At 40.2% G+C, this 12706-nt stretch carries 11 protein-coding genes; 1 reads left to right on the top strand and 10 read right to left on the bottom strand.

Annotation, left to right across the window (positions count from 1 at the left end; genetic code table 11):
- Positions 1–83 precede the first annotated feature (83 nt).
- Positions 84–3074, bottom strand: a complete 2991-nt coding sequence (locus BQ9859_RS02175; protein WP_075876657.1) for a TOTE conflict system archaeo-eukaryotic primase domain-containing protein — start codon at positions 3072–3074, stop codon at positions 84–86.
- A 309-nt stretch (positions 3075–3383) separates the two neighbouring features.
- Positions 3384–4595, bottom strand: coding sequence for a tyrosine-type recombinase/integrase (locus tag BQ9859_RS02180; protein WP_002576318.1), 1212 nt, complete (start codon positions 4593–4595; stop codon positions 3384–3386).
- 181 nt (positions 4596–4776) lie between these two features.
- Here BQ9859_RS02180 and BQ9859_RS02185 point away from each other — a divergent pair, with 181 nt between their 5' ends.
- Complete coding sequence (locus tag BQ9859_RS02185; protein WP_075876680.1) at positions 4777–6360, top strand: IS1182 family transposase; 1584 nt, start codon at positions 4777–4779, stop codon at positions 6358–6360.
- Between the two features lie 189 nt (positions 6361–6549).
- Here BQ9859_RS02185 and BQ9859_RS02190 read toward each other — a convergent pair whose 3' ends face one another.
- The 8 genes from BQ9859_RS02190 to BQ9859_RS12840 form a co-directional block, all read right to left on the bottom strand.
- Entirely contained in the window at positions 6550–7770 is a 1221-nt protein-coding gene (locus tag BQ9859_RS02190) for a tyrosine-type recombinase/integrase (protein WP_004800214.1), read from the bottom strand.
- 75 nt (positions 7771–7845) lie between these two features.
- Positions 7846–8076 carry a hypothetical protein gene (locus tag BQ9859_RS02195; protein ID WP_002576320.1) on the bottom strand — a complete coding sequence of 77 codons (231 nt, stop codon included), beginning with the start codon at positions 8074–8076 and terminating at the stop codon, positions 7846–7848.
- 476 nt (positions 8077–8552) lie between these two features.
- Positions 8553–9023, bottom strand: coding sequence for an RNA polymerase subunit sigma-73 (locus tag BQ9859_RS02200; protein ID WP_002576321.1), 471 nt, complete (start codon positions 9021–9023; stop codon positions 8553–8555).
- 167 nt (positions 9024–9190) lie between these two features.
- Positions 9191–10018: a bacitracin resistance undecaprenyl-diphosphatase BcrD gene (gene bcrD, locus BQ9859_RS02205; protein ID WP_002576322.1), complete on the bottom strand. Its 828-nt coding sequence runs from the start codon at positions 10016–10018 to the stop codon at positions 9191–9193.
- Positions 10018–10767: an ABC transporter permease gene (locus BQ9859_RS02210; protein WP_002576323.1), complete on the bottom strand. Its 750-nt coding sequence runs from the start codon at positions 10765–10767 to the stop codon at positions 10018–10020. The genes bcrD and BQ9859_RS02210 overlap by 1 nt, the downstream gene beginning before the upstream one ends.
- Positions 10760–11677, bottom strand: coding sequence for a bacitracin ABC transporter ATP-binding protein BcrA (gene bcrA, locus BQ9859_RS02215; RefSeq protein ID WP_002576324.1), 918 nt, complete (start codon positions 11675–11677; stop codon positions 10760–10762). Before bcrA ends, BQ9859_RS02210 begins: the two co-directional genes overlap by 8 nt.
- A gap of 180 nt (positions 11678–11857) precedes the next feature.
- Positions 11858–12472, bottom strand: coding sequence for a bacitracin resistance transcriptional activator BcrR (gene bcrR, locus BQ9859_RS02220; RefSeq protein WP_075876659.1), 615 nt, complete (start codon positions 12470–12472; stop codon positions 11858–11860).
- Positions 12462–12659 (bottom strand): helix-turn-helix domain-containing protein, encoded by a 198-nt coding sequence (locus BQ9859_RS12840; protein WP_009246557.1) that lies wholly within the window; start codon positions 12657–12659, stop codon positions 12462–12464. The genes bcrR and BQ9859_RS12840 overlap by 11 nt, the downstream gene beginning before the upstream one ends.
- Positions 12660–12706 lie beyond the last annotated feature (47 nt).

Here is a 12706-nt window from a genome sequence, read left to right on the forward strand (position 1 = left end):
ATTCATCAAATTTTTTTAAATCAAAATCCATCTCTGTTTTCGCACTTCTTTCTTATTCAATACGCTTAATTTAACTTTCAATGTCAAATCGGCAGCCGATATTCTTTCAGCTCATTTTCCTTTTTAAACGTTATCTCCAACAATTCTGCCGCAATTTCTTTGCTGACAACCCGCATGATATTGTCTTCTACATCATCCTTGGATAATAAATTCATACTTCCGTACCAGACAATTTCATTATCAATTACTGCATAATGTTCACAGTTTTCTTTCATAAGTTCAATATGAAAACCGGCATTTCTCAGTTCTTCCATCAATTCTATTCTATGTTCTTCACGCCCGTACATATAAGCATCCGGATGCCAGGTAACAATTGTGACTTTTACTCCGGCTTCCTGACGTTCTTTTAAAATCCGTATCATCCGCATAACCTTATATTTTCCAAGAGTCTGGCTGGATATTACTATTTCCTTTAATGCTTCTTGCAGATCTTTCTCATAAATCGAAGTATATGTGTCCGAATCGTAGATTGCATTCACGTCTTGTTTTTCCTGTATATGATTGGTATAAAGTTTATACCCTATTCTCTTATACGCCTTTAATCTCTTTGCATACATTCTATCAAAAACCGGAATATGTATATCAACGTAATCATATATCATTACATTCTTTTTTCCTCCATAATCTCTATCCAACCGTCCGGCATATTGCTCTACAATGCCTTTCCAGGCAACCGGAGTCGCCATAATCAAAGTATCAAGTCTTGGATAATCAAATCCTTCACCCACCAACTGTCCTGTCGCGATCAAGATCATGGTTTCTTCAGGCTGTATTTCCTCCATTTGGGCACGCAATGCTCGCTGCTCCTTTTTTGATTTTGTTCCTATCAACAAAAATACTCTATCTGCGTATTCTTTCACTCGTTCATATAAAACAGCAGCGTGTTCTGTGTATTTTGTTAAAACAACTGGCGTCCTTCCATTTCTAATACAAAAATTTATATCTGATGCTATTTGATCATTACGTATTTCACTTTTTCTAATAATCTCATATGCATCATTAACATGAAGTTTATCACGTCCATGCGGGCTTACTACCCTGGTAAAACGCGGAATGACAAGATGGTCTATCCCCTGCTGCTCCGCTTTTTCTTTTGCAGAATACTGGAACCGAACTGCACCAAGCAACATATAATTGATTTTTTCCAGTCCGTCTCCTCGAAATGGCGTAGCCGTTACACCATAAACATATTTTGCATTCGTTTCACGCAATACTGCTCTTGCTGTTTCTGATGCACTATGATGACATTCATCGACAAGCACAAGGCCATACTCTTTTAATCTTGGATGAAATTTACCTTTTTTACAAAGAGATCCCACCATTGCTATATCTACAATACCAGTGGAGGTATCCTTTGCGCCTTGAATCGTTCCGATCAGGCTTTTTCGTTTCTTTATTCTTCCTGTTTTTGTGGTATACTCCGGAAGTTCCTCATCAATATTTAAAAATCTGCCTAACGCTTTTTCCCACTGTTCAAACAATGCAGAAGATTCTAACAGAATCAATGTACTTGTTTTTTGCTCCGCAATAATGTTACTGCATACAACTGTTTTTCCAAATCCTGTTGCAGCACTCAAAATACCATTATCGTATTTTAATAACCGTTCAACGGCTTTCCTTTGATTATCATGCAGCTCACCAGTAAATTCAGCGGAAATATGTTTTCCCCGGCAACGTTTGTCTTCAACAATATATTCAATGTTGCTTTCCTCACAAGAGTCAATCAACTCATCATATAACCCTCTTGGAATGCATATATAACCATTATCATCTTCTCCAAGATATATATACCTGGGATTGTCATAATTCGATAATCCAATAGCATTATTCTTGAAAAAAGTCGGATTTGAAAATGCTGCCATCCTTCTGATCTGATTCTGAATTCGCGGCTTTAGATTTCTTGTTTCAATATAAAGCAGATTGGAACGTATAATATGTAATTTACCTGACACATCTTCTTTATAAAAAATTCTATTTCTATCCCATGGTTTCATATCATCTTGTAGATCTGTGCCTTCATTAGAAGTATTTATTTTATCCATAGCGCCTTTCCATAACCGCACATAACCTTCAATTCTTTCACGCGATAATTTTTCCGTCGACAGCAGTATTTTCCATTGATCAGGATAAGCATTCCAATTTTCATCCACAAAAGCACTGTTCCCATCCCGTAAAGCCTTTCCTTGCAAAGGCAATGCAATTAAATTTCCTAAACCACCCGCTTCCAGTATATCCTGTGCGGGAAGCATACGATCATAAAAACGAAAAGATGTCATATTTACAGACTGTGCACCTTTATCTAACAGCGCAAACCCAAATTTTCTTGCAAGAGAAGCTTCTATCGGTCCATTAAAAAATATCCAAAGATGTGCACCCTTTCCTGAACGAGAACGCTCTACAAGTACAGGAATATCATTTTTTTCACATATAATCCTTAAAGCATTTACTTCATCAATCCACTTATCATCTTCATTTGCAAAATCTTGTTCTGCGGCATCTTTCCCATGATAATCAAAATCAAATACAAGAAAACGGCATGTACCATCTGGAAATAATGGATAAATTCCTATCACATCGGAAGCATCGGATTTATTTCCCCTCAGATGTGCTTCTATTTGATATGCACCAAGTTTTGTCCATGCGCAACATTTACATTCTGTGCATTTTATCTTTTTACCGGAAGTTTTCGGACATATACCTCGTTTCCAAAAATTATCACATTGAGGGAAATACCCAACTTTACCTGTTGTTTTATTTTGAAATCGCTTACTATAAACATCCATACGTCCCCAAAAATATGAGAAAAATCTTCTGGCATGATTATGTGTTATTTCAACAGGAATAATACGTTCTCCCTGATTCGGATTATACATTTCTTTTTTATAATGCTTCTGCTCATCTAAGGAATAATCTATTCCTGCTTTATCAAGAAGAGCTTTTAAACGTGCATTTTCTTTCTGTAAAACACTGATTTTTTCTTCAAGTTGGTTAATCTTTATAGAATCTATCTCCATCTTTACGTTCTCCTAAAAAGACGTTATCTCGACCAGAAATTAATATAATAAAATTCTACCACAGTTCTCTATAAAAATATACGAAAAACCTCCCAGAACAAATGTCCTGAGAGGTTCTGAAGCATCCTGAGATGCAATAAAACGTATTGAGTTGTTCCAACGATTAACGTTTTGAGAACTGAGGTGCACGACGTGCTGCTTTTAAACCATATTTCAATCGTCTGAGCGATGATTTTCCTTGATATTCCGGGCTTTTTTGAGCCTCGGCCCCTCGGTTGTCCTATTCCTTAACCAAAAAACAGGCCACTTTTACGAGGGGACAGCTTGATGAAATGCAGAATTTACTACATCGAATAGCTGTTCTGGTTTATTATACTTTACTCTTGCATAGATGTCCATAGTTGTCTTGCTGTTCTCATGTCCGGCAAGGTACTGGACCGTCTTGGGGTCAACACCTGCATACAGAAGATTGGTGATGTAGGTATGCCGCAGCAGGTGCGGTGTCACATCGAAGTCCAGGCTATACACAATGTTGGGATTGTTTTTCTGATGTCCTCCCAGACTCGGCTGAACAGTGTACTTGATGCTCTGTCCGTTCACATACTTATAATAGGTACGCTCCTTGGTAGACCGAACAACGATGTACTGCCAGACACGTTTGAACTGCGAATATGACAAGGGCTGTCCCTCACTATCGGCAATCACATATTCCGATTTGGAGGCAGCCTTGGCTTCCCGCAGACAATTCACAAGGCATTTGGGAATGGGAATATCCCTTCTTGCTGCTTTCGTCTTAAGCGTTGTAGAGATAACCGGTCTGTTATGCTCTGATCGCCATGCGCGCCGCACAGAGATATATGGAGTGGGTGCATCGAGGAACACACAATCCCATTGCAAGGCGAGAGCTTCTTCTCGGCGCAGACCGGCATATAAGCCGATCATGGTAAACAGATACGGCGGAAGTCCTTTGACGGTTTCCAGCAGCACTTCCACCTGCTGGTCTGTCAGCGAATCTTTCTTTTGGGTCGGTTTCCCTCCTTTTGCCGAAATCCCCTCACACGGATTGTATTCCAGCAACTGGCTCCGCTCTGCCGAGTAAAAAATGCACTTGAGGAGCATATTCACCGTATTGTGCAGGCTCTCGGACTTATTGGACAATGGGATCAGCGCCAGACGAATATCATCCGCTGTTACTTCCTCCATATACATATCTCCCAAAGGCTTGATAATGTAGTTCTTCATATTGGAGGCGTAGCCCTTCAGTGTAGCCGGCGACACTTTTGCGGATTGCATCAACAGCCACTTCTCACAATACTCGGCCACAGTAGGATGCTCCCGGTGGAAGATGATCTCCGCTACCTGGCGTCTCGCCTCCTGCTCTTTATCGTACAGTTCCTCGCAGGTAGTCCCATACAAGCTCACCTGCTTGCCGTCTGCGTCCAGAATCCGGGTTCTGTAATACAGGACACCCTTTCGTGTGACGGTTCCATATTGAGGTATGTTTTTTTTCTTCTTTGCCATAATTAATTTCCTTTCTCGCGTGGTGATGTATCTACACCTCCTTTTTATCAGAGATTTCAAATTGAATCAAAGATACGGCCAAGGAAAAACTAAGAGGCTGTAACGAATAAGGAATAGCCAAAAATAAAAAATGCATCTAATCTCGAAAGAGAAAGGATGCATTTTTTGGTATAATTTAGCTATGAAAAACATCGAAGTGTTAGAGCTAAATCATTCCTATTTGAGCAATAGGAATTATACCGCATTTCAGATGATTTTACCACTGGATTGTGAAAAAAAGATCGATTCTTCTGATCCGGTGTACAGTTTTCTTGAAGTGATGGAAGGAGTCAACTGGAACAAATATCTTGATCACCCTGCTCACAGAGGGCGTGAAGAATATAATCCCTTCAAGATGATCAAAGTCATCCTGTTTGCGTTCATGAATCATATTTATAGTCTAAGAGATATTGAAAAAAGCTGTAGAACGGACATCCGTTTCATGTTCTTGATGCAGGAGGAAACGCCAAGTCACATGGCATTTCATCGTTTCATCCAAAAGTATTTAAAATATGACATCCAATTCATTTTTAGAGATATATTTGAATCAATTGAGATATTAGATCCGTCAATTGATCATGATACGGTTTATATTGATGGAACCAAGCTTGAGGCCAATGCCAACAAGTTTACTTTCATCTGGAAAAAGACCGCAATCAAAACAAGAGATAAAATATTCACTCGATTAAACGAATGGGTCAAGAAACTGGGTGATCGTATTGAAGCATCTCAAAAAGAGGAGTGGACAATAAAAGACATAGAGAATATGGCTAACCAAATTTTTCATATCGTTGAACAAGAGGGAATCACTTTCATTTATGGAAAAGGTAAGCGAAAAAGCCAGATTCAGCGTTATTATGATGAATTGATGAAATACAAAGAAACACTGCAAAACTGTTTGGAAAGAATTGAACTATGCGGACCTGACAGAAACAGCTGTTCGAAAACAGACCACGATGCAACGATGATGCACATGAAAGAGGACCATTACATGAAGACAGGAATCTTCAAGGCAGGATACAATGCACAGATAGCAGTAAGCAGCGAATATATCCAATTGGCTTGTATCTATCAGGATAGAACCGATCAAAAGACATTTATCAAATTTCTTGAAACATTCAGAGCACTTTATAACAGGATGCCTAAAACAGTAGCAGCGGATGCAGGATATGGATCCTATGATAATTATTTCTTCTGTTTAGAAAATGATATGGAAGCCTATATCAAATATATGATGTATTCAAAAGAAAAAGAAACGAGCTACAAGAAAAAAACATTCATCAAATCAAACTGGAACAGAAATGGAAATGGAAGATATATCTGCCCGGCAGGACATGAATTTGGCTGTATCAATGAAACGGTTGATAAGAGAAGCAAATATTATCGAATCAATCAAACGCACAGCTGTGGCAAATGCACGGATTGCCCACTCAAATCTCAATGTACGAAAGCCAAGGGAGATCGAACGATAAGCGTGAATCCGATACTTGAGGAGTTTGAAAGAACAGCGAGAAAAAAACTAAATAGCGAAGAAGGAATCCATCATCGAGTGCAAAGATCCATACAAAGCGAAGGAGCATTTGGAGTGATAAAAGAAGATTATGCTTATGACAGATTACATAGGAGAAGCATCAAAAATGTAGAAATGGAGTTCCTGTTGGTGTGCGTAGGCTTTAATCTGATGAAATATCATAACAAAAAAACAAGAAAAAAAGCACAAGCATAAATAATGTTGATGGGTTTTCCACAATAGGTGTTTTCATAATGCCAAAAAACAGGGATAATTGGGAGAATTGAAACAATTTCAAAGTAAAGAAAAGAAAAAAGAGGTCGTAACCTCAATAGACAGATTCGTTTAATTAAAATCTTCTATTTCGTTACAGCCTCTTACTTCATTTTCTGAATTGTTCGGAACTTACACAGCGTCCCATAAGTCAAAGGCACAGCCCATTGCTTTGACAAGATCATCCGGCCTGTTGTATTTGACCTTTGCGTAAATGTCCATCGTGATTTTGCTGCTTTCATGGCCCGCCAAATATTGTACCGTTTTGGGGTCCACCGAAGAATGAATCAGATTGGTGATGTAGGTGTGCCGCAGCTGATGCGGTGTCACTTCAAAATCCAGGCTATATACCACATGGCCGTTATTCCTGGCTTTTTCTCCAAGTTTCGGGTAAAGCATATATTTTACATACTTTCCGTCCACAAGTTTTCTGGCCATTCTCGGCTTTGCAGTCCGCGTCACAATATACTGCCACAGCCGCTTAAACTGTGTATAGGATAGCGGATCACCGTCCCGATTGGCAATCACATAATCCGAAGTGGATTTTTTCTTTGCATCTTTCAGACATTCAACCAGACAGACCGGGAGAGGAATGTTTCTTTGTGCCGCTTTGGTCTTTAGCTCGGTAAGAATGACCGGCCTGTTATGTTCTGTGTGCCATGCCCGCCGTACCGTTAAGTACGGAGCCTCTGCATCCAGATACACAGAATCCCATTGCAGCGCCAGGATTTCTTCCCGGCGCAGACCGGCATATAAACCGATCATCACAAATACATAGGGCGGCAAATCCCGGATCGTGTCCAAAAGCCGCTCAACCTGTTCATCCGTCAATGCCTGTCTTTCTTCCTGGGGAACTCCTCCCTTTGCATCCAGGTATATGGTCGGGTCCTCGTCAATCACATGGCTCTCCTTGGCCGCCCGGAAAATGGACTTGCAGAGAATCACCACAGACTTATAAACCGAAGCCGACTTCTTGGAAACAGGTACGAGGGCAAGTTGGATGTCATCCAGGGATACATCAGCCATTCTCTTGTCTCCCAGCCCTCCAATAATGTGCCGCCGCACCTTAGAGGTATAATCTGTCAAGGTGGTGGCCCGAACATGGACGGACTGCATCAGCAGCCACTTCTCACAGTACTCAGCAACCGTAGGCGATCTTCGACGAAACGTAGTACTGTCAATCTGCTCTAACGCCTCCAGTTCCTTGTCATAAAGCTTTTCGGGCGTCTTTGCATAAAGCGCCACTCTGTTTCCATCCGAATCTTCGACTCTGGTTCTATAATATTCAATGCCGTTAAGCACGACCGTACCATATTGAGGAATTGCCCTTTTTCTTTTTGCCAATTCCGTCACCTCCTAAGAATAATGTCCAGCGCTGTACCTTTGTTTTATCAGACATATTAGGTTCCAGCAAGGATACGGAACAGCTCAAGCTCGGACACTTCGCAGCTTGCGGTATGTAGCGCTTTTTTCCACTGGCTTTGCACGATGGGTGCATTTTGCGATATACTCCTGAAGGCCAGCATCTGTAAAGTACACGCAACCATTTTGCACATACTGAACATAGGAAATTAGCCCACTGTTTCGAGCTGCATCCAAAGTGGCAATGCTAATCCCCAGTAATTTGGCAGCCTCTTTCCGCGAAATCAATTTTTCCATAGGTGGTCCCCCTTTCTGTCAAAGATGTGGTTGTTGCTTTCAAAATCACATGAATGCGCTGGCAACCGAAGCTGCCAGCGCATGGTATCTGACTTTGAAAAATTTACTCGCCACATTTGCCACGCACCCCTGGCGATGGGGACATTCCGGTCTCCGCTGGCGCGGCTGTCATAACTCCACAGCGTCGTTTTACTCGTGCGCCGCAGAGTTCCCCCCAAGTCTTTAGGAGGCCGTGAGGAAGTATCTTTAACCCCTATGCAGTCATCGCGCCCTGAAATGCCACTTTCGGGTATCAGGCTGACGTGGATCGCTCGGAACAGTCCTATTCATCACCTCCTGGGGCTGTCCATCTTCGCGGCGTGCCTGATTCGCTCGTACATAGGTTATGTACCGGAAATGCCGTCTATGAAATTGTCAAGCTCCACATTGGGAGAATGTTCTTCCCTCAATGGGTAGGCACTGATACGCTTCATTTGTTAAGTGTTATTCAAAAATTTTTTTATTTTTTTAAATCTTTGTGCAACAGCACTTCTGGAACAATGCCAAAGACGTGCTACATCAATTTGACGATAACCATCCACAAAAAGTAATGTCAATAGCTCCAAATCTTTCTTCGACAGCTTCTTCAATCTCAACAGTAGTTGTTCGTTTTCCACCGAAGCCAACCATCCATATCGCGTTTGATCAATCTTATCAACATCCCATTGATAAGATAACGATGCAAACTTTCGGAACAGCTGTGATTGACCACATACTTCATCATATTGTTCACAAGGTATTGGTTGCGTATGGTTTTGAAAAACCCTTTGACTGCAAAACCATGCCCAGTCATATTCTTTCATGGCAGCAATCTGTTCTTCGCTCATCCCTGCATCACAATACTCAACTTCTAAACGCTTCCATCTACTATCAAACTTCTTTTTCTCATATCCATAATTAAATCCCATTATTAACCTCCTGTAGATTCAATTTGCAAAATTCACCATGCAAACTAAAATCAGGAGGAGATCGACAACGAGAATCTCTGGGTTGTTTTCCATCCCCAGAAACAAAAATGCCAGCTGATCTTAAGGACCAACTGGCATTTTTATTCGCGCACAAAGAAAACGCATTATTAAGATTTTATAAGTACAACAAGTATACCAAGCACAATTCGATACCAACCAAACACCTTAAAATCATGTTTTTTGATAAAGTTCATTAGGAATTTAATTACTAAGACAGATACCGCAAATGCCACAGCCATACCGAGAACAAGAGCGAGCAGTTCTGCACTTGTAAATTCAAACCCGAATTTTAACAGCTTAAAAGCACTTGCTCCAAGCATAGTAGGTACTGCGAGGAAAAAAGTAAACTCTGCTGCTGCCACTCGTGAAACTCCTATGAGTAAAGCACCTATAATCGTTGCTCCCGACCGTGATGTGCCGGGTATAAGTGATAACACTTGAAATGCCCCTATCAAGATTGCTGTTTTATAGCTGATGTCAGAAAGTGCCATAGTAGTAGGAGTACGCTTTTTATTCCAATTTTCTATGAGAATGAATAACAAACCATAAAAGATTAACATGATTGAAATCACAATGGGGGTTTGGAGGTAAGCATCCAAATAATCATCAAATAGAATCCCCATAATAGCTGACGGTACACAAGCTACCGCAACCTTGAACCACAACGAGAAAGTATCCTTTTTAACAATTGACTGTGCTTTGTTCTTAAATTGAAAGGGAAACATCTTGTTCCAAAACATTACAACCACTGCGAGTATAGCTCCAAGTTGAATAACAACAAAAAACATTTCTTTAAATGCTTCGCTCATATTAAGTGTGATAAATTCGTCCACAAGAATCATATGTCCTGTGCTGCTGATAGGTAGCCACTCAGTAATACCCTCAACAATTCCAAGAAAAATAACTTTTAAAATTTCTATAAAATCAAGTACCATTATTTCAAATCCTCCTTTTTAAAATGATGAAAGGTCATAAGAAAACCAACTGCTGATACAAGAATAATAATAGATACAGACAGCAGTGTAGGATAGCCGGTACTCTGAAGTTTACCCTGCACCAAGAAATAGGTGGCTGTCCACGGATACAACGCTCCCCATTCTTGATTTGAAAGTGCGGCACTTCCCATGACAATCACGGCAGAGCCAATCATCGGGGCGACAAATCCTTTTGTTTTCATAGCAACAAACACAAAAGGAGAAACTGTTAAAAACATCAGGATACTGCCAAACAAAAACTTGGGGAGCCATACTATTGCCACTAGTAAGCTATATCCCTCCAATGTAAAGACAGCGTCATATAGCCCACAAACGATAAATATACCTGCCCATGTTACAAGGGTTAGCATAACAATCCAAAGAAGCAGGGTGCAAAATTTTCCAATTAATAGTTTTGTCCTTGAAATGGGTATGGGCAATATGGTTTTGAGGGTGCTTTCTGTGTACTCTCTGCTAAACAAGTAAGCTGCAATTGCCACATATATCATAATGTTTACCAGCAGCATGATATACAGTACACTGTCGCTGTATATGTCAGACAAGGTAAAGATAATCTCCGGCTTATCAAAATGTGTTTGCAAGGCTTCTATTAACATCAAAAGTGGGGTAGATAATACCCCTGCCACACTAATTAGCACCATTTTTGAACGCTTTAGTTTTAATAATTCACAAGAAATAAGATTAAGCAATACCGCCACCTCCAATCAGTTTAGAAAAGTAGTCCTCTAAGTTTTCCTCACTATCATTTATCCTTGTCACGAGCAGTCCATTTCGTGCAAATTCTCGATTGATTTCTCCAACACTTTGGCTAAAGTCATAAATTCTCACCGTACCGTCCTGCACTGTAAAATCCGTCATGTGGTAGTGGTTTTCTAAAATCTTTCCGGCTATCTCACTGTCAGATAAATCAAATTGAATGTATTTTCGATTCCTTTTGTGAAGCTCGGATATATTCACTTCCTCTACTAAATGCCCCTCGTGCATAACGCCGATAATATCTGCTATCTGTTCAATCTCGCTTAAAACATGGCTTGAGATAAAAATGGTAATGCCATGATTGTGACTAAGTTCAGATAAAAATGAGCGTATTTCAACTATTCCAATGGGGTCAAGTCCGTTAATCGGTTCGTCAAGTATTAAAAGCTCCGGCTCGTGCATAATGGCGGCGGCAATACCAAGCCGTTGCTTCATTCCGAGGGAATAATCGGAAAAGACTTTTCTTTTCTCCTTATGCAGCCCCACAACTTCAAGAGCTTTTTCTACTCCACTTTTAGATACTCCCCCTCGCAGTTTAGCGAGAATTTGCAAATTCTCATACCCTGTTAAATTACTGTAAAATCCCGGTGTTTCGATAATAGAGCCTACTTTGCTATAAAGGGTATGGATATTTTCCTTATAGTTTGTGCCAAACAAGCGTACCGTTCCCTCCGTTGGGAAAGCAAGCTGCAACATCATTTTCATTGCTGTGGTTTTGCCTGCTCCGTTTCTGCCGAGCAAACCATAAATTTTGCCCTTTGGCACATGAAGATTTACCTTATCGACAACGGTGGCTGTTCCGTATCGCTTCGTAAGATTTTCTGTTTCAATGATATAATCCATATTTGATTCTCCTTTCCGTGGGTTGCTGTTCTTGTTTTCGCTGACCACAATCTTATTATCCACGAGTATTGCATAGAAGCCAAGAAATCTACCGTCACAATGCCGACACAATAGATGTCAGCACGAAAAAAGCTCCGACACTTATCGTGTCAGAGCCTATTTTAAAGGGTTTATGGCATTTTACTTTGTTTGGGTTTGCTTTATCCAGACAAATATTTTAGCAACAAATAGCAGAAACATAAGGGCGGTTACATAGGGTTGTCTTGCCGTAGCGAAGAAGCAGATAAAAAGCGTACTCAGCACGAGAGAGCATTTTGTGATTATGTTGCTCCATGATTCCTTTTCAAAACAAACACACATCAGTTTCGCTATCCCAAGTGCAATCAAAACAATAAAAACAATCCAATAGATTGCAAGATATATTGGGGTAGTGTCTGTAAATGAAAGTAGATTGACAGAATAAATATATCCGTCAACAAGGTTACCATACAACGGCAAAAGTATAAAAGTAACCGCCATCATATCTAATATTCCATAAATGAAACTGTAAATTTTTTTCAAGTTGGAACGATTTTCAGTTTCGGCAAGTGTAATCAGTTCTTCGCCCGATAGCAGTTCATCTATGGTCACAGAAAAGAATTTAGAAATACACTTGAGCGACTCAATGTTAGGGTAACCCTTGCCGCTTTCCCATTTTGAAATGGCTGTTCTTGATACATATAATTGCTCCGCAAGTTGTTCCTGCGTTAAGTTCTTTCCAGTCCTAAGCTGTTGTAGCTTTTCATTAAATTCCATGATTCTCCTCCTGTTTGTTCCTTGTTTTCATACGTCCATCAACGGGTTTTTCTGCATCTTTTGGTATCATCCATGCACGACCAAATTTTTCAGTTCCGTCAATGCGATTTTCCTCACATAATTTTTGTATCCGTCTTTCCGATATGCCCCATTTTTCAGAAGCGGCTTTCACAGAAATGTAATTCATAATATCAACTTCCTTTCGCAAAGAGTATATAATTATTATATACGGAA

Source organism: Merdibacter massiliensis (assembly GCF_900155395.1).
In the GTDB taxonomy this organism is placed as follows: domain Bacteria; phylum Bacillota_I; class Bacilli_A; order Erysipelotrichales; family Erysipelotrichaceae; genus Merdibacter; species Merdibacter massiliensis.